The organism is Enterobacter cloacae complex sp. P47BA, assembly GCF_014930485.1.
GTDB classification, from domain to species: domain Bacteria; phylum Pseudomonadota; class Gammaproteobacteria; order Enterobacterales; family Enterobacteriaceae; genus Enterobacter; species Enterobacter bugandensis.
This window is the reverse complement of record NZ_JADBRF010000001.1, coordinates 479,678-497,841: the sequence shown is the minus strand read 5'-3', so window position 1 is coordinate 497,841 and position 18,164 is coordinate 479,678. Positions and strand designations below refer to the sequence as shown.

At 55.8% G+C, this 18,164-nt stretch carries 18 protein-coding genes; 8 read left to right on the top strand and 10 right to left on the bottom strand.

Translation table 11 applies throughout. The features are described from left to right. Positions 1-160 precede the first annotated feature (160 nt). Positions 161-1,552: an APC family permease gene (locus tag IM299_RS02310; protein ID WP_041910246.1), complete on the top strand. Its 1,392-nt coding sequence runs from the start codon at positions 161-163 to the stop codon at positions 1,550-1,552. A gap of 63 nt (positions 1,553-1,615) precedes the next feature. On the opposite strand, the gene IM299_RS02305 is transcribed toward IM299_RS02310, so the two are convergent. Continuing rightward, positions 1,616-2,869 (bottom strand): MFS transporter, encoded by a 1,254-nt coding sequence (locus tag IM299_RS02305; protein WP_041912016.1) that lies wholly within the window; start codon positions 2,867-2,869, stop codon positions 1,616-1,618. A 121-nt stretch (positions 2,870-2,990) separates the two neighbouring features. Between IM299_RS02305 and IM299_RS02300 the strand changes: the two genes are divergently transcribed. The 3 genes from IM299_RS02300 (at position 2,991) to bioD (ending at position 6,063) form a co-directional block, all read left to right on the top strand. Next, complete coding sequence (locus tag IM299_RS02300; RefSeq protein WP_028012978.1) at positions 2,991-3,887, top strand: LysR family transcriptional regulator; 897 nt, start codon at positions 2,991-2,993, stop codon at positions 3,885-3,887. Positions 3,888-4,016: 129 nt separating this feature from the next. After that, positions 4,017-5,237: a sugar metabolism global transcriptional regulator Mlc gene (mlc, locus tag IM299_RS02295; RefSeq protein ID WP_041910244.1), complete on the top strand. Its 1,221-nt coding sequence runs from the start codon at positions 4,017-4,019 to the stop codon at positions 5,235-5,237. A 130-nt stretch (positions 5,238-5,367) separates the two neighbouring features. Continuing rightward, positions 5,368-6,063, top strand: a complete 696-nt coding sequence (gene bioD / locus IM299_RS02290) for a dethiobiotin synthase (protein WP_028012980.1) — start codon at positions 5,368-5,370, stop codon at positions 6,061-6,063. Here bioD and clcB read toward each other — a convergent pair. Beyond that, positions 5,998-7,308: a voltage-gated ClC-type chloride channel ClcB gene (clcB, locus tag IM299_RS02285; RefSeq protein WP_193356976.1), complete on the bottom strand. Its 1,311-nt coding sequence runs from the start codon at positions 7,306-7,308 to the stop codon at positions 5,998-6,000. The genes bioD and clcB overlap by 66 nt on opposite strands. 250 nt (positions 7,309-7,558) lie before the next feature. Here clcB and IM299_RS02280 point away from each other — a divergent pair, with 250 nt between their 5' ends. Further along, complete coding sequence (locus IM299_RS02280; RefSeq protein ID WP_193356975.1) at positions 7,559-9,190, top strand: S-type pyocin domain-containing protein; 1,632 nt, start codon at positions 7,559-7,561, stop codon at positions 9,188-9,190. Further along, on the top strand, positions 9,187-9,654 hold the full coding sequence (locus IM299_RS02275; protein WP_193356974.1) for a DUF6392 family protein: 468 nt from the start codon (positions 9,187-9,189) through the stop codon (positions 9,652-9,654). Before IM299_RS02280 ends, IM299_RS02275 begins: the two co-directional genes overlap by 4 nt. Before the next feature lie 76 nt (positions 9,655-9,730). On the opposite strand, the gene osmV is transcribed toward IM299_RS02275, so the two are convergent. The 6 genes from osmV to IM299_RS02245 form a co-directional block, all read right to left on the bottom strand. Next, positions 9,731-10,879 carry an osmoprotectant ABC transporter ATP-binding protein OsmV gene (gene osmV, locus IM299_RS02270; protein WP_048956341.1) on the bottom strand — a complete coding sequence of 383 codons (1,149 nt, stop codon included), beginning with the start codon at positions 10,877-10,879 and terminating at the stop codon, positions 9,731-9,733. After that, on the bottom strand, positions 10,879-11,526 hold the full coding sequence (gene osmW / locus IM299_RS02265; RefSeq protein WP_028012983.1) for an osmoprotectant ABC transporter permease OsmW: 648 nt from the start codon (positions 11,524-11,526) through the stop codon (positions 10,879-10,881). The genes osmV and osmW overlap by 1 nt, the downstream gene beginning before the upstream one ends. A gap of 8 nt (positions 11,527-11,534) precedes the next feature. Beyond that, the gene (gene osmX, locus IM299_RS02260) at positions 11,535-12,434 is read right to left on the bottom strand and encodes an osmoprotectant ABC transporter substrate-binding protein OsmX (protein ID WP_041910236.1); all 900 of its coding nucleotides are present in this window, start codon (positions 12,432-12,434) and stop codon (positions 11,535-11,537) included. 18 nt (positions 12,435-12,452) lie between these two features. Continuing rightward, the gene (osmY, locus tag IM299_RS02255; protein WP_193356973.1) at positions 12,453-13,163 is read right to left on the bottom strand and encodes an osmoprotectant ABC transporter permease OsmY; all 711 of its coding nucleotides are present in this window, start codon (positions 13,161-13,163) and stop codon (positions 12,453-12,455) included. A 277-nt stretch (positions 13,164-13,440) separates the two neighbouring features. Continuing rightward, entirely contained in the window at positions 13,441-14,178 is a 738-nt protein-coding gene (locus IM299_RS02250; RefSeq protein WP_193356971.1) for a YoaK family protein, read from the bottom strand. A gap of 155 nt (positions 14,179-14,333) precedes the next feature. After that, on the bottom strand, positions 14,334-14,957 hold the full coding sequence (locus IM299_RS02245) for a glutathione S-transferase family protein (protein WP_048956347.1): 624 nt from the start codon (positions 14,955-14,957) through the stop codon (positions 14,334-14,336). 250 nt (positions 14,958-15,207) lie between these two features. Here IM299_RS02245 and catA point away from each other — a divergent pair, with 250 nt between their 5' ends. Continuing rightward, entirely contained in the window at positions 15,208-15,873 is a 666-nt protein-coding gene (catA, locus tag IM299_RS02240) for a type A chloramphenicol O-acetyltransferase (protein ID WP_193356969.1), read from the top strand. A 64-nt stretch (positions 15,874-15,937) separates the two neighbouring features. Here the strand turns inward: catA and IM299_RS02235 are convergent, their stop codons facing one another. Continuing rightward, positions 15,938-16,228, bottom strand: a complete 291-nt coding sequence (locus IM299_RS02235) for a YebG family protein (RefSeq protein WP_028012989.1) — start codon at positions 16,226-16,228, stop codon at positions 15,938-15,940. 69 nt (positions 16,229-16,297) lie between these two features. Continuing rightward, positions 16,298-16,651, bottom strand: a complete 354-nt coding sequence (locus tag IM299_RS02230; RefSeq protein WP_028012990.1) for a helix-turn-helix domain-containing protein — start codon at positions 16,649-16,651, stop codon at positions 16,298-16,300. A 333-nt stretch (positions 16,652-16,984) separates the two neighbouring features. Here IM299_RS02230 and IM299_RS02225 point away from each other — a divergent pair, with 333 nt between their 5' ends. Next, entirely contained in the window at positions 16,985-18,160 is a 1,176-nt protein-coding gene (locus IM299_RS02225) for an efflux RND transporter periplasmic adaptor subunit (protein WP_193356968.1), read from the top strand. Positions 18,161-18,164: the final 4 nt, after the last annotated feature.

Sequence of the window (18,164 nt, the reverse complement as noted above, 5' to 3'; positions counted from 1 at the left end):
CAGGGCGAAGGGGGCCAGTCAGGCGCCTGCTGTGAGTGCGAGCGAGAGACGCTGCGCTGGTACGATCGCGTATGTTCTTTACAACTTCCCCCTTTGCTAAGCAGGTTTGCGTTACGGTCAACGCGATTGCAAACCACGGTAAGCATGGGGGGGATGGTTTATGGCGACTAACACCTCTCTTGACTCGCCGCGCATGGCCGGAAGAACCCGGCTGCGCAGTTCCCTCAAGCTCTGGCAGGTGGTCATGATGGGGCTGGCTTACCTCACTCCCATGACCGTGTTTGATACCTTCGGCATTGTGTCCGGTATCAGCAACGGACACGTGCCCGCCTCGTATCTCCTGGCGCTGGCGGGCGTCATGTTTACCGCCATCAGCTACGGCAAACTGGTGCGACAGTTCCCGGAAGCGGGCTCTGCTTATACCTACACGCAGAAATCGATCGGCCCCCACTTAGGCTTTATGGTCGGCTGGTCATCGCTGCTGGACTATCTCTTCCTGCCGATGATCAACGTGCTGCTGGCGAAGATCTACCTTTCCGCGTTGTTCCCTGAAGTCCCGCCCTGGGTCTGGGTGGTGGGGTTTGTAACGATCCTGACGCTGGCGAACCTGAAAAGCGTTAACCTGGTCGCCAACTTTAACACCCTGTTTGTGCTGGTGCAGGTCGCCATCATGGTGGTGTTTGTCATACTCGTAGTGCATGGCCTGCACAAGGGTGAGGGGGTTGGCACCGTCTGGTCGCTCCAGCCGTTTATCAGCGAGAACGCGCACCTGCTTCCTATCATTACCGGCGCGACTATCGTCTGCTTCTCTTTCCTCGGCTTTGACGCGGTCACCACGCTGTCGGAGGAGACGCCAAACGCGGCGCGGGTTATTCCCAAAGCCATTTTCCTGACCGCACTGTATGGCGGGCTGATATTTATTGTTGCCTCGTTTTTCATGCAGCTCTTTTTCCCGACGATCGCGCGCTTCAAGAACCCGGACGCCGCGCTGCCGGAAATTGCGCTGTACGTGGGCGGCAAGCTCTTCCAGTCGGTGTTTCTGTGTACCACGTTTGTGAATACGCTCGCTTCAGGCCTGGCCTCGCACGCCAGCGTCTCACGCTTATTGTATGTGATGGGGCGTGACAACGTCTTTCCTGAGCGGGTGTTTGGCTACGTGCATCCGAAATGGCGCACTCCGGCCCTGAACGTGATTATGGTAGGGATAGTGGCGCTGTCGGCCCTGTACTTTGATCTGGTGACCGCGACGGCGCTGATCAACTTTGGCGCGCTGGTGGCGTTTACGTTTGTTAATCTCTCGGTGTACAACCATTTCTGGCGGCGTAAGGGGCTGAACAAAACGTGGAAAGATCGGCTCCACTATTTCCTGCTGCCACTCATTGGTGCCGCAACGGTCGGCGTGCTGTGGGTAAACCTCGAAGCGACGTCCCTGACGCTTGGCCTCATCTGGGCGGCACTGGGTGTCCTTTACCTGACCTGGCTCACGCGCCGCTTCCGAAAACCGCCTCCGCAGTTTGAAGCCGGTAAGATAGAGCAGGCCTGGGATTCCTGAACGTGAAACGGCACCAGTAAGCTGGTGCCGTTTATCTGGATCGGGCATCAGCCCGCAGGATGATTATCTCAGGCATTTATGAAGGCTTGCGCCCACCAGCAGTGCGGCACAGAGCATCAGCGCGATAAATCCGCCCACGCCGTTCCAGCCGTAGTGATGCCAGAACACGCCGCCCAGCGTCCCGGCGATGCTTGAGCCCAGATAATAGCTAAACAGATACAGCGACGATGCCTGGCCTTTGGCGCGACGCGCGCGCGGGCCAATCCAGCTGCTGGCGACGGAGTGAGCGGCGAAGAAGCCTGCGGAGAAGAGCAGCATCCCGGCAAAGATAAGCCACAGGGAAGAGAAAAGCGTCAGCAGCAGGCCGAGCAGCATCACCGCGGTAAACACCAGCATCACCGGCCCGCGGCCAAAGCGTGCCGTCATCGCCCCGGCTTTCGGCGAACTCCACGTACCGGTGAGATAGGCCACGGAAAGCAAACCCACAACGGCCTGATTCAGATGCCACGGCGAGAGCATCAGGCGGTAGCCAATATAGTTAAACAGCGTCACGAAGGAACCCATCAGCAGGAATCCCATCAGAAACAGTCGCGGTAAACCTTTGTCACGCCAGTGAAGGCGGAAGTTGATAAACAGCGTTTTCGGGCGCAGAGACGTCGGGCGAAAATGGCGCGATTCTGGCAGGATTTTCCAGAACATCAGGGCCGATGCCAGCGCAAAACACCCGATCACCGCCAGCGCAATGCGCCAGCTAAAGAAGTCCGTGAATACCCCGCTCAGCAGACGCCCGCTCATCCCGCCAATCGAGTTCCCGCTGATGTACAGCCCCATCGAAAAGGCAACGAAGCTCGGATGGATCTCCTCGCTGAGATAGGTCATCCCGACTGCCGCCACGCCGCTGAGCGAGAGCCCGATCAGCGCGCGCATCATCAAAATGCCGTGCCAGCTGGTCATCATTGTCGAGAGTAACGTACAGACCGAGGCCAGCATCAGGGCGGTTACCATCACCTGTTTACGGCCAATGGCGTCGGAGAGCGGGCCGGTAAAAAGCAGGCCAATTGCCAGCATCCCGGTTGAAATGGAAAGCGAAACGCTGCTGCTGGCAGGCGATACGCCAAACTCGTGGGAGAGAACGGGCAGAATCGGCTGAACGCAGTAGAGCAGGGCAAACGTTGCCAGACCGGCGGAAAAGAGCGCCAGCGTGACACGCATAAACTGGGGGGTACCACGTTTGATGAACTGAACCGGCTGCGATGCTACAGGCAAATCATTAATATCTCTGGCCGGCTCGATATCAATGGTAGATGTACGACTCACACAGTTTCCTTGCTTAAACATCCCCGTGATTTCTGGTGACGGGTATGACCACACGTTTAGGGTAGGAAAATGTAAATATTCTGTCTAATATATTAATAATCTCAAATGATACTTTAGAAATATGAATATCGAGCTGCGTCATCTTCGCTACTTTGTCGCCGTCGCCGAAGAGCTGCATTTTGGCCGCGCGGCGGCACGGCTGAACATTTCTCAGCCGCCTTTAAGCCAGCAGATTCAAATCCTCGAACAGCAGGTCGGGGCGCGTCTTCTGGCCCGCACCAACCGCAGCGTGAGCCTGACGGCAGCGGGTAAGCAGTTTCTGATCGACAGCCGACAAATTCTGAGCATGGTCGATGACGCCGCAGCCCGGGCGGAACGGCTCTATCTTGGGGAAGCCGGAGAGCTGCGGATCGGGTTTACCTCGTCCGCGCCGTTTATCAGCGCCGTCTCGCAGACGCTTTCGTCATTCCGCCGTCATTTTCCGGACGTGCATATTCAGACGCGCGAAATTAATACCCGCGAGCAGATTGCGCCGCTTAACGAAGGTGCGCTCGATCTGGGGCTGATGCGTAATACCCAGCTGCCGGACACGCTGGCGTGGGAGGTTATCCTGCGCGAACCGCTGATGGCCATGATCCCGAACGATCACCCGCTGGCGTCGCGTCCGGCGGTTTCGCTGGCGGAGCTGGCAAAAGAGCCGTTTGTCTTTTTTGACCCGCAGGTCGGGACGGGCCTGTATGACGATATTCTGGGGCTGATGCGCCGCTACGATCTGGCGCCGGTCATTACCCAGGAAGTGGGAGAGGCGATGACCATTATCGGCCTGGTCGCCGCCGGGCTGGGCGTGTCGATACTCCCGGCCTCCTTTAAGCGGGTACAGCTGCGCGAGATGCGCTGGGTTGCTATCGCCGAGGAGGATGCCGTTTCGGAGATGTGGCTGGTGTGGTCAAAACATCGCGAACAGAGTCATGCTGCCCAGCGCTTCAAACAGCGGTTAATCCAGGCTTCCGCGGTCTGATATTTCCCTGGAAAACGGGTAAAAATGTGCAGTAAATCACAAGGCTAAGTAAATATTTGACGACACCCATGGAAGTGCTTCACCATAGCCAACAGTTTATTTCGAAGCTCGAAAATAAGGGAGTACGAGGTGGTTGCTGATAGTCAGCCAGGGCATATTGATCAGATTAAGCAGACCAACGCTGGCGCGGTGTATCGCCTGATTGATCAGCTTGGTCCGGTTTCGCGTATCGATCTGTCGCGCCTGGCACAGCTGGCACCTGCCAGTATCACCAAAATTGTCCGCGAAATGCTGGAAGCGCACCTGGTCCAGGAGACGGAAATTCAGGAGCCGGGCAGCCGTGGTCGTCCGGCGGTCGGCCTGGTGGTCGAGACGGAAGCCTGGCACTACCTCTCGCTGCGCATCAGCCGCGGAGAGATCTTCCTTGCACTACGCGATCTCAGCAGCAAGCTGGTGGTGGAAGACCGCCTTGAGCTGCCGCTCAACGCCGAGGAACCGCTTCTCGATGCGATTGTCTCCCATATCGATCGTTTCTTTATTCGCCATCAGCAGCGGCTTGAACGCTTAACGGCGATTGCCATCACCATGCCCGGCATTATTGATACCGAAAATGGTATTGTTCACCGCATGCCGTTTTACGACGATGTTAAAGAGATGCCGCTGGGCGAAGTGCTGGAAAACCATACCGGCGTGCCGGTCTATATTCAGCACGACATCAGCGCCTGGACGATGGCGGAAGCGCTGTTTGGCGCGTCGCGCGGTGCGCGGGATGTCATTCAGGTGGTCATCGACCATAACGTCGGGGCGGGGGTGATCACCGACGGACGGCTTCTCCACGCCGGGAGCAGCAGCCTGGTGGAAATTGGTCATACCCAGGTCGACCCGTACGGTAAACGCTGCTACTGCGGGAACCATGGCTGTCTGGAGACGATCGCCAGCGTGGAAAGCGTGCTCGAACTGGCGCAGGTCAGGCTCAGTCAGTCCATGAGCTCCTCGCTTCACGGCCAACCCTTAACGGTGGATTCCCTTTGCGCCGCCGCGCGTCAGGGGGATCTGCTGGCGAAGGACATTATTACCGGGGTGGGTAATAACGTAGGCCGCATTCTGGCGATTATGGTGAACCTCTTCAATCCGCAAAAAATCCTGATCGGCTCACCGCTCAGCCAGGCGGCGGAGATCCTTTTTCCGGCGATTACGGCCTGTATTCAGCAGCAGTCGCTTCCCGCCTACAGCAGAAATATTGCGGTAGAAAGTACCCAGTTTTCCAACCAGGGCACAATGGCCGGCGCGGCGCTGGTCAAAGATGCCATGTACAACGGCTCGCTGCTTATCCGCCTGTTACAGGGTTAACTCTTTTCCGCAGATGTAAGAAAAATTGCGCTATCTCAAGCCGGGTAGCGCACGCATCCCGTAGACTTCCTCCACTGAATTATTTACCTGGTTGATATTTTCGAAGCATACCCAAGAGGTGGAGTGAGTCATGCTTAAGCGTTTCTTTGTTACTGGTACAGATACCTCTGTCGGCAAGACCGTTGTATCCCGCGCATTGCTGCAGGCTCTGACAGCAAGCGGTAAACGCGTCGCTGGGTACAAACCGGTCGCAAAAGGGAGTAAAGAGACGCCAGAGGGATTGCGAAATAAAGACGCCCTGGTGCTGCAAAGCGTCTCGTCACTGGAACTGCCTTACCACGCGGTCAATCCCATTGCGTTAAGCGAAGATGAAAGCAGCGTGGCGCACAGCGGCCCGATCAATTATTCCCTGTTATCCGACGGGCTGGCGAACCTGAGTGAGCAGGTCGATCACGTAGTCGTCGAAGGAACGGGCGGCTGGCGCAGCCTGATGAATGATTTACGCCCGCTGTCTGAATGGGTCGTGCAGGAACAGCTGCCGGTAGTGATGGTAGTGGGGATCCAGGAAGGGTGTATCAACCACGCGCTGCTGACGGCGCAGGCGATTGCCAATGACGGCCTGCCGCTGGCTGGCTGGGTGGCAAACCGTATTAATCCAGGCCTCGCGCACTACGCGGAGATCATCGACGTACTGAGCACCAAACTGCCTGGCCCGCTGGTGGGCGAGCTGCCTTATCTGCCTCGCGCCGAGCAGCGCGAGCTAGCGCAGTACATCGATCTCTCTGCCCTCGGTGGCGTGTTGACCGTAGATCGAGTCGTGGCGTAACGTCCGCGACAGTACGGACGCTATCACGCAGGCGACCAGTAAACCGGGCAGTAAAAAATACTGCCCGGTCATTTCACAGACCATCAGCGCCGACATAATGGGCGCATGCGTGGTCGCAGCGAGCAGCGTTGCCATCCCGGCCAGCCCCAGCAACATGGCCGTCTCAGAACCCGGCAGCCACAGCGCGAAAAGCTGCGCGAACAGCATCCCCGTAGCCATACCGACAAACAGCGTAGGCGTAAATACCCCGCCCGGCGCACCCGAACCGCTGCTTGCGAGCACCGCCAGCAATTTACAGATGAACACGCCGGCAATCACCGACAGCAGCGGCGGGGCGAGCAGAAAAGCCTGAACCACGCTGTAGCCGTTTCCCCAAACTTTCGGCGTCAAAAGAGAAAGCAGCCCAACAATCAAGCCGCCGAGCGCCAGCTGCCACGGCGGCGAAAGCCTGAGGCGCAGGAAAAGCCCGTGGCTGAACGCCATTAGCCACATCAGCAGCGGTCCGCAGAGACCTGCCAGCAGCCCCATCGCGACCAGCAGGGCATAATCGGCCGCGGTGAGAATGCCGCTTAAATGGACCGCGTAGAGCGTGCCGGCACTCGGTGCCATGAGTTGCGTCGTAAGAAGCGCCACCACCGCCGCAATCACCACGGGGCCGAGCGAGGCCAGCATCAGCGTGCCAAACAGAATCTCTGCAATGAACAGGCTTCCCGCTAACGGAGCATGGTAGGCGCTGGCCATCCCGGCGGCGGCGCCACAGGCGAGCCAAAGCTTCCATTCCGATTTGGGCGTAAAGCGCCGGGCAAAAAAGGAGGCGGCGAGGGCGGCAAGCAGGATCATCGCCCCTTCGCGCCCGATGGCGCTTCCGCTGGCCACGACCAGCAGTGAGGCAAGGGACTTCACCAGGCTGGCGCCGTAATCAAACTGACCGTCGCCGGTCTCCAGCGCTTCCATATAATCGGTAGGGGCATGAGGCCGCTGGGCGGTCAACCGTTGCCATCCCCATAGCAACAGCCCGGCAGCCAGCCCGCCCAGCGCGGGCGTCAGCGCGCGCCGCCAGGGCGAGAGCGACGCGGCGGCATTCACCAGGCTGCCGCTATCGTTGCTCAGAAGCAGCCACTCCAGCAGGTACATGCTGTGGCGGAACACCGCAACGGCCAGCGCGGCCAGCACGCCGGTGACGGTGGCAATCAGCAGTCGGCGAAACATTGCTCGGATGTCGGGGTACGTATGAAGACGTTGCATGGGTCGCGAATAAACGGGGACGATGTCCTATTGTGGTTGCAACTCAACCAGTATGCAAATGAGCTTTTATAAGGTGTTCTATATATATTATTTATTTTTCTTTGTCATTTATTTGATTATTAAATATTAACCAAAAGTGCTGAATAAATTTGGTGAACTCGTATTCATAGTAAAATTGCTTTTTTATTTACAGGAAGGAAAAGGAAATTCTTTATGAGTAACGAACTCACTAATTACCGGAGCGTAATGCATGGGTTACCGTACCGATAATTATGGCCGGGGGCAGGCGCTGACAGGAGATAAAACCTCTACCGGGGCAACCTGTATTGGATCCCTGCCGTACTGCACCGAACACGGGCGAGGGGTCGTCAGGGTTGGTGATAAAACCACGCCGTGTAAAAACTGCGGAACTGCTGTCGATCGCTCTAACGTCAGGTGTGGATGCCCGCCGGGAACAAATTTTATCATCGCTCCCATTGGCGACTGGCTGGGTAGTGGTCCATCACCAGAACAAATCGTCAGGGAAAGGCACGCTGTGATGCTGGCCGAACGCAGGGCAGAGCAGGAGAGGGAAGAGAAACACAGGGAGGAGGAAAGGGAGCGAAACCGGGTATTTGCAAAATCCTGCCTCCGTGGCGAGGGCTGCAATGATGCAGGCGACCAGCGTGAACCTCACACCAATTTTGCTGATATGGCATTTTTTCAGGCCATGCCCGCCAGCGACCCCGTGACCGATTCAGACACCCCGCAGCACGCACAGACCGCCAGAAAGAAAAAGCCAGAAGATATCCCCAAACCGAATAAGCGCAGCGCCTTGTATCGTTGGTGGAACGGTAACCATGAGGAGATGGATTATCAGGCTGCGGTGGCTGCCGCGTCTGCTGCTGCACGGGCGCAGACGGCCACGGCAGGCGCAAGCCTGCTGGAGCTGATAAGCGGCAGGGCACTGACTTACGGCACCTGGGCGGTGCGTGGTGCTGTTGCCGGACCCGGTGCACCCGTGGCCGGACTGCTGGTGGGGATGATGCCCGGCAGGCTGAACGACGGCGAACAGGATTTTATCGACCGTATGCGCCTGGAGCAGATGCATGAAGCCCCGAGCCGGGTGCGCTATACGTGGGAGAAGGACAGCAGAGGGAACCCGGTTCCGCATGGCTGGCACACACCACCTGGCCGGGACAGTGTGCGTGTCAGAAAAATGGAGTACGACACCAGCGCGCAGGCGTACACCTTCACCACGGAAGAAGATCCGCACATCACCATTATCTGGACGCCTGACCGAACGGTCGAGGAAAAGCCGTGGAATACCGGCAACCAGGCGCGTCCGGTGTTGCCGAAACCGGTGATAGTTGACCCGCTGCCGGATAACACCGGCATAACGGCGACCACCAGCCCGGCACCGGAGGAAAAGCATTTCGCGGATTACATTCTGATCCTGCCGTTCCCTGACCTGCCGCCGATTTATATCTACCTGAGCAAACCACCGGTGGAGTTTCTGGAGGTTGAGCTATACAGTGACTTCAAACGCCGTTCTCGGCAGGGGGTTTACGAGGCGGATCACATGCCGTCGGCTGCGGCTGTTAAGGCCTATCTCCGTAGGGAGTATCCATATTTAAAAGAAACGGAAATTCAGGAATTTTCATTGCAGGTGGCGGCTATCGTTGTCCCTAAAGATGTGCATCAGAAAATCAGTGAAACTTATGGCGGACGTAATACCCTGACACAGATTGATCTAGACTCACAGAACTTACGGGCAGCAGCTGATCGTAATCTGGATACCATTAAGCCATCGTTAAAAAAGCAGGGTGCCACTGAAGAACAAATAGAAACTGCCAGAACCAAAATGCACGCGCTGAACGGCCAGCAAGGATTATACAAATGACAGTAAATGTAGTAGCACTTATCCATAATCTGGGCAAAAGCTATAAAGAGTTAGTTAATAATGGGTTAATCACCTACAAAAGTGATCCTAAAGGGGCTGCAGGCGATCCTGTGTTACTTTTACCAATGGTGAACGAAGGCGTTTTTTTAGCCTTTATTCGAGAAGGGAGAATACTGAAAGAAATTACGTTGTCTATTCAGCGTGATGACGTAAAGGGATGGGTCTTCCCGAATGAACTCCCTATACCGTTGCAGCAGAACATGTCTCGCGCATGGATTCATCAGTCATTTGGTGAGCCCGAAGGCTTGGTTACCCCAAGAATGATAATGAATCGTTCTTTCGGGTGGGTTGAAAAATACACCGTTGAAGATTTTCATACGCCAATCACAATGCAGATTAATTACGATCTTGACGAAATGGTGAAAGCAGTAGCATTTATTCTCACTTCTGAAATTCGCTGGTAAACCCAACATAAGCCAAACACAAGCCCCGTGAAGGGGCTTTTCTACGCTGTATCCAAAAACTAAGTAAATATAATTCTCAGCTCTCACTATGAATATTCAGCGCCCGGCGCGTACGCCCTGAGCTCAGGTATTCGGCAATATAATCCTGAGAAATCTCGCCGTTGTAGCGCCCGTCCTCATCCACGATCGGCATCCAGCTGGTGTTGCTCTCATACAGGCGTGACAGCACCACGCGCAGGTTGTCTTCGGCTTTGCCGGTCATGCGGAACGGATGCAGGATGTCGGCGCAGGTCCCGCTGGCGTTACGCGCTTCGCGACGCTTCACAAAGCCCAGCGGCTTGCCGTGCTCGTCAACCACGGTAATCGCGCGAATATCATTATCGTCCATGGTGGCAAACGCGTCAGTAAGCGGGGTAGAGCCTCGCACCGTAATAGTAGGCTGCTGGTCGGTGACATCTCCCGCCGAGACCAGCAGCAGGCGCTTCAGCGTGCGGTCCTGACCGACAAACGAGCCGACAAATTCGTTCGCCGGTTTCGCCAGCAGCTCGTCCGGGCTGGCGCACTGGACGATTTTCCCCTGTCGGAAGACCGCAATGCGGTCGCCGAGCTTCAGGGCTTCGTCGATATCGTGGCTCACCAGCATGACGGTTTTTTTCAGCTTGCGCTGCATCTCGAGGAACTGGTTCTGGATCACCTCACGGTTGATCGGGTCCACCGCACCGAAGGGTTCATCCATCAGCAGTACCGGAGGATCCGCCGCCAGGGCGCGAATAACGCCAATACGCTGCTGCTGGCCGCCGGACATCTCGCGCGGATAACGGTGGAGGAACTTGTGCGGATCCATTGCCACCATATCCATCAGCTCTTCGGCGCGGGCTTTGCAGCGCGCTTTATCCCAGCCCAGCATGCGCGGCACGACGGTGATGTTCTCTTCGATGGTCATGTTCGGGAACAGGCCAATCTGCTGGATCACGTAGCCGATGTTGCGGCGCAGGGTGACGGTGTCCATTCCGTTGGTGTCCTCGCCGTTGATCAGGATCGTCCCGCTGCTTGGGGTGATGAGGCGGTTAATCATCTTCAGGGTGGTGGTCTTTCCGCAGCCGGACGGGCCGAGCAGGACGCACATTTCCCCTTCGGGCACATTCAGGTTGACGTTATCGACGGCCTTAAAGGTCTGGCCGTGCTTCTGTGAAAATTGTTTGGTGAGGTTTTCCAGTTTTATCATTATCGAATCCCCTTTGGAGTCAGAACCACCTGCAGACGGTGCAGCAGCCAGTCGAGCACAATCGCTAAAAGACAGATCATCAGCGCGCCCGCAATCAACATACGAATATCGCTTCCGCCGATGCCGTTAAGCAGCAGCAGGCCAAGTCCGCCCGCGCCAATCACGGCGGCAATCGCCATCACGCCGATGTTCATCACCACGGCGGTGCGGATCCCGCCGAAAATCACCGGCAGCGCCATCGGAATTTCCACCCAGCGCAGACGCTGCCAGAACGTCATGCCGATGCCGCGTCCGGCTTCGCGCAGGCCCGGCGGCAGGCTGTCGAGCGCCGTGTGGGTGTTACGCACGATCGGCAGCAGCGAGTAGAGAAACACCGCCGTGATTGCAGGCAGGGCGCCAATCCCCTGACCGATCAGCGAAAACAGCGGGATCATCAGGCCAAACAGGGCAATGGACGGGATGGTCAACACGATGGTGGCAATCCCCAGCACCGGCGTCGCCAGCCATTTGTGGCGCACAATCAGAATGCCCAGCGGGACGCCAATGATAATCGCTAAGCCCACGGCCAGCGCCACCAGCCACAGATGCTGCAGCGTCAGGGTTAACAGATAGTCCCAGTTGTCCAGAATGTAGTGAACGGTATCCATAGCGCCTCCTACAGCAGCTGTTTGCTACGCAGGAAATCGCGGGCGACCTGCTGCGGTGACTGATGGTCAATATCCACCTTCTTGTTCAGCTCGGTGATAACGTCGTTGTTGAGCTGGGCCGAGAGGGTATTGAGCGCCTCTTCCAGACCGGGATTGGCCTCCAGGGTGTCCTTGCGCACCACCGGGGTGACCGCGTAGCTCGGGAAGAAGCCTTTATCATCTTCCAGCACTTTGAGATCAAAGCCCTTCACGCGCCCGTCGGTGGTGTAAACCAGCCCGGCGTCGACGAAGCCATCGCGCACGGCGTTATAGACCAGACCCGGGTCCATCTGGCGGATTTGCGGACGGTCCAGATCCATCTTATAGGCCTCCTGCAGTGGCTTCATACCGTCGCTGCGCCCGGCAAATTCAAGGTCTAAGCCCAGCAGCCAGTTTTTGTCCGGGTTGGTTTTGCGAACCTGTTCAATTTTCGCCACCATCTCCGACATGGTGTTGATATGCTCCGCCTCGGCGCGCTTGCGCTGCATGGCAAAGGCATAGGTGTTGTTCATATCGGCGGGTTTGAGCCATACCAGACCGTGCTTCGCATCCAGGCGCTTTACCGTCTCCCAGGACTCCTGCGGCGACATGCGCTTGTTGATGTGGTTGAAGATGATCAGCGACGTGCCGGTGTACTCCCAGGTCATATCAATCTGCTTGTTGATCATCGCGTTGCGGGAGATCACCGTGGCGATATTGGTTTTTGGCTGAACCTGAAAACCTTTCTTTTGCAGGTACTGTACGGTCATCGCCGAGAGAATGTGCTGCTCGGTAAAGCTCTTGGTCGCCAGAATCAGCGGGGCTGCCATCGCCTGGCCGGTGAACAGCGCCGCGGCACACAGCGCCGCCAGGCTGGATATCAGTCTCATAAAAGCTCCTTGTTATTGTTATCGAGCGAGATGGGGACTCATCACGCGACCCAGCGCCGCCAGCAGGGTGTCGAGGATCAGGGCGAACAGGGCGGTGGCCGCCGCGCCGAGGATCAGGGTCGGGAAATCGTTCAGGTAAATGCCCGGGAAAATCAGCTCGCCGTAGCTGCTGGCGCCAATCAGGAACGCCAGCGGCGCGGTACCAACGTTAATGGCGGTGGCGATGCGGATCCCCGAGAGCATAACCGGCCAGGCGTTGGGCAGCTCAACCTGGCGCAGGCGCTGCCATTTGGTCATCCCAATCCCGTTTGCCGCTTCCAGCAGCGACGACGGGACCGAGCACAGCCCGGCGTAGGTATTGCGCACAATCGGCAGCAGCGAGGCGAGGAACAGGGCGATGATGGCGGGTGTATCGCCGATACCAATCACCACCATCGCCAGCGCCAGCACGGCCAGCGGCGGCAGGGTGTTGCCGACATTAAAGATTTGCATCACGTATTCGGCGACGCCCCGCGCGGCCGGACGGCTCAGCAGAATACCGGCCGGAATGCCCACCAGCAGGGCAAAAAACATCGACGAGAAAACCAGAATCATGTGCTGTTGCCCGAGGTAGACCAGGTCAACCTGGCGCGCCTTGATTGTCTCAAGCCCGATTCCCCAGACGAGGAGGGCGAGGACCACGAGAATAGCGCCGACAAACAGCAGCGAGCGTTTGAATAATGGGTGCATTGCGGTGTGTCTCCCTGTGCGCATGCGTTATAGCAACCACCGGTTGCCTGTTGTTATGCCATGTTTCGGCAGGGGTAATTGACCTATAGCAAGCGTTTGGGAAGGGTTCCAGCGAAGGGGGGAAATCAGTAACCCTATGAAATTAGTGACAACCTTAATTAAAGCCTTATGGCGTAAGGGCTGGTTGCGTGCCGGACAGAATAGTCCTAAAGCGAATTTTCAATAGTGACAGTGTCACATATTAAAGGGCGCCCTTACGCCGAGAGTCGTTCGTTATTTAAATAGAGGCACGAACCCGGCGAACGCGAACCGAGATGCTAATGATAGAAAAAATGGCAACAATCGCGAGCAGCAGCCCAAGCGCCAGCATGGCGTTAAACCCAATCCATCTGAACAGCAGCAGCCCAGCAATCCCTCCGCTCATAAACGAGAAAATGGTGGTTAAGTGAGTTTTCAGCTGACTTTTTTGTGCCGCGGTATCCTTCGAGTAATCCCTGCGAAGCATCGCCACCAGCACGGAGGCCAGTGATATGCCTGCATCCGTTAGCGTGCCGGTAATGTGCGTCGATCTCACCCGCCCTCCGGAGAGCTGCGTGGAGGTTGAATTATGAATGCCCATCAGGCCGCACAGAACAATAATAATCTCGCGGTTGCTCGTGAGGGCGTGGAAATACATCTCGTAGAGAGAGATGCCGGTCAATAATACCCCCTCGACGAAAAGGATTTGGCAAAAAACCAGCCTGATATTGTGGATAATGCCCCAGAGTACAATAAGACGAGCAAGGATGGCGCCGGTGACAAAAGAGAGAATAATCGAGCCAAAGAAAATCATATCGCTCAGATCGGTGGAGGAGACTTCGCTGGATAATTGTGAGGTGTTGCCGGTCATGTGTGAGGGGAAAAAGCCAAATGCCCCAAGGGCGATGGCGTTAAGCAAACCTGCTGAGGTCGCCAGCCAGAGGGCAAGCCGACGATCCTCCTTATGCGTTCGTTCTTTCTTGAGTTTAATCAGCAAGAATACCTCCGGGTTGAGCTTTGCCTGAATAGTCAGGCTAGCAAAGCGGTGCAACGGGCTGTCCAGGATATGGCTTAATTATTATTCCCTCTGACGGCATTCAGGGTTTAGTAATTAAATAAAATATCCTTGCTCAAGGTGTGGGCGTAAATAATTTATATCATGCCGTTATTGCCGTGACGCAAAAACGCCGGGCGCTGGTTGAGGCGCTCATACCAGGCCTCAATCGCCGGCACGTGGGGCTTGTCAAACGGCGTCATCTTCCACCGATTCACCGACAGCCCAAGCACCACGTCGGCAAGGGTAAACGTCTCGCCTGCCGCAAAGGCCCCGGTGCGCTGCAGTTGGTTTTCCAGAATGGTGATGCAGTGGTTCCACTCTTTTATTCCCGCCGCAATGCGCGCAGGGTCGTTAAAGTCCGGGTTTTTTCGTCCCAGCGCCGGGAAGACATAGCGCCAGGCGTTGTTGAATTCTGTTGCCTGCCAGTCCATCCAGCGCTCAACGTTGGCGCAGGCCTGCGGCTCTGCAGGCAGCAGATCGTGACGTCCGGCCTTGCGCACCAGATAGCGGCAGATGGCGTTGGACTCCCACAGCACGAAATCGTCGTCCATCAGCACCGGCACCATGGCGTTGGGGTTCAGCGCGCGGAATTCATCCGTTTCTGTTGAGGCAAAACCGCTGCCGTAGTCTTCCTGCAGGTAAGGTATGCCCGCTTCTTCACAGGTCCAGAGCACTTTACGAACGTTGATGGAGGTGGTTTTACCGAGGATGTTAATCATGACGCCGTTTCTCTTCAGGGGGATTAATCATTTAAAAACAATACACCCTTTGCGCGAAGAGGGAGGGATAATATTGAGTGAGGAGTGCGCTGTACGGGCAGATCAGCGCGTTTTAAGCGGAAACGTTACGTCTTCAGGGGCGTAATGGCGGTTATTCCGCGCCGTTTTCTCCAGAGGCGCCTGCTTGCTTAATGCATGGAAAAAATTTAGGCTAACATCAGAGATATGCTTGCTCATTAAAGGCTTAGAAATGGAAAAAATAACCCCTGAATATACGTCCGTTGACTTATCTCGTTGGGCAAGGAAGGAACATTTTGAGATTTTTCAGGGGTTCGCTCAGTCGACGTTTAACCAGACGGTTTTAATCGATATTACTGCGCTGTTAAAACATATCAAAGCGGTCGGCTGGAAATTTTACCCGACTATTATTTTTCTCATTTCGAAAATCGTCAACAGTCATCCGGAGTTCCGTATGGCCATGAGAGACAATGAGCTTATTATATGGAATGAAGTTCATCCAAATTATACCATTTTCCATAATGAAACAGAGACCTTTTCATCATTATGGAGCCATTATGATGGCAATATTCAGCACTTCCAGAAGACCTATGCTGAAGACATTGCGCGCTACGGTAATAATTTTTCTTATTGGCCTAAAGAAGAATCCCGGGAAAATATCTTTTTCATATCGGGTATTCCCTGGGTGAGCTTTACCAGCTTTAACGTCAACGTTGCGCACATGAAGAACTTTTTTGCCCCTATGTTTACGCTTGGAAAATACTATGAACAAGATGGCAAAGTATTATTGCCCCTTGCCGTTCAGGTTCATCATTCCGTGTGCGATGGTTTCCATGTGGCAAGACTGTACAATGAATTACAAGAGATGATTGATGCCTTGCCGCAATCCGGCGCGTGACGTTAATAAAAAAGCCGCAAGCAGCATACTGCTTGCGGCGTCAGGCTCGGTGACGATGTGGCAATCAGGCAGCTTTTACCGCTCTGATTTTTTTACTGTCAGCCGCAGGGGCATCGAGAGCAGGGAGCTTGCTGGTGCGCAGAATATGCTGCACGGTCTCTTTCTGCTCGGCGAGATACAGACCAAGATTTTCAGCCTGCGTTTCATCCATCTGCATTCCGCTTTGCAACAGCCAGTCGGTGAACGCGTCTGCCATATCGAGCAGCTTGTCGTGAGCGTCAGCCTCTTTCTTACTGGCAAATGTCATTTTCTCTTCACCTTTTCTTACGACAACATATTTTATTTCAACAGCCATCACGCACCTCTCATACTGTATTTATATACAGTATAACAGCTTCGGGATGATGTTGCAGTAAAAAGTGAGCTACTGGTGCATCGGCTGCGTTTCACGGCCGCCGATACTGCGTCGCCATGCGCCAGGTGCCTGACCGAATTGGCGCTTAAAGCTGCGGTTGAACGACTGCTGAGAGTCAAACCCGAGCGCGATTGCCACGTTCAGGATGGGCTCATCGCTGTGGGCTAAGCGCTCAACCGATTTTTGCAGCTTTTGCGCGCGAATATAGCCGGCGAGGGGATAGCCCGTGTGCTCTTTAAACAGGCGCTGGAGGTGCCATTTCGAGTAGCCGGAGCGCCTGGAGACGGTCTCAATGTCCAGGCGACTGTCGAGGTTGTTATCAATCCAGTCGAGTAAATCATGCATAAATGCGCCAGTGTTCATCAGGTTTCCCCCACGCAGCGATAGAAAGGTATCTTTGTCTGTTGCATTTTAAGGTGGCCTGGTTTCGCAATAATTGCAAGTTTTATTGTTGCATTTAAATCCTTGCCCGAAACGGGCCTTTTATCGCCGCCTCAAATAGCACATAAAGTGCAACAATTATTCTTGCACTTAGTTAGGCGCATTCCTACAATCGCCGCGATAGTGTATTCGAAACTGTTACAGTTTTGTGGCGATGAACGACACAAATGGCCTTAAGCCAGCCCGGACAAAGGAAGTGGCGCGGCGCCTCCCGCTGCGTCTTGCCCGGCGGCTACAATTACCGGAATAAAAATAATGAGCCTGCAAAAAACCTGGGGAAACTATCATCTGAATGCGCTGGGAGCGATGATGCTCTCCGTGCTGCTCGTCGGATGTGATGACAGCGTCGCGCAAAATGCCGCGCCGCCCGCGCCCGCCGTTAATGCTGCAGACGTGGTTGTGAAATCCATTAGCCAGTGGGATAGCTTTAACGGCCGGATTGAAGCCGTGGAAAGCGTGCAGCTTCGTCCCCGTGTCTCTGGCTACATCGACAAAGTGAATTTCACCGACGGCCAGGAGGTGAAAAAGGGCGAGGTGCTGTTCACGATTGATGACCGAACCTATCGCGCCGCGCTGGAGCAGGCGCAGGCGACGCTGGAGAGAGCCAAAACGCAGGCCAGCCTGGCGCGAAGCGAGGCTAACCGTACCGATAAACTCATCAATACCAACCTGGTATCACGTGAAGAGTGGGAGCAGCGCCGTTCGGCCGCCATTCAGGCGCAGGCCGATATTCGCGCGGCCCAGGCTGCGGTAGACGCCGCGCAGCTCAATCTCGACTTCACCAAAGTGACGGCTCCTATTGATGGCCGCGCCAGCCGGGCGTTAATCACCAGCGGCAATCTGGTCTCCGCGGGCGACAGCGCCAGCGTGCTCACCACCCTGGTCTCGCAGAAGACGGTTTACGTCTACTTTGACGTGGATGAGTCAACCTATCTTCACTATCAAAATCTCGCCCGCAACGGGCAGGGGGCGTCCAGCCACAATACGGCGCTACCGGTTGAGATCGGCCTTGCCGGCGAGGAGGGCTACCCCCATCAGGGTAAAGTGGATTTCCTTGATAATCAGCTCACGCCGAGTACCGGTACGATCCGCATGCGCGCGCTGCTGGATAACGCGCAGCGTCAGTTCACGCCGGGACTCTTTGCCCGCGTGCGCCTGCCGGGCAGCGCGGAATTCCAGGCCATGCTTATTGACGACAAAGCGGTACTGACTGACCAGGATCGCAAGTATGTCTATATCGTGGATAAAGAGGGTAAAGCGCAGCGTCGCGATATTACGCCGGGGCGTCTGGCCGACGGCTTACGCATCGTGCAGCAGGGGCTGAAACCTGGCGATAAGGTCATCGTTGACGGTCTACAGAAAGTGTTCATGCCGGGTATGCCGGTGAACGCGAAAACCGTCGCCATGACCGCCAGCACCGCCCTCAACTGATCAC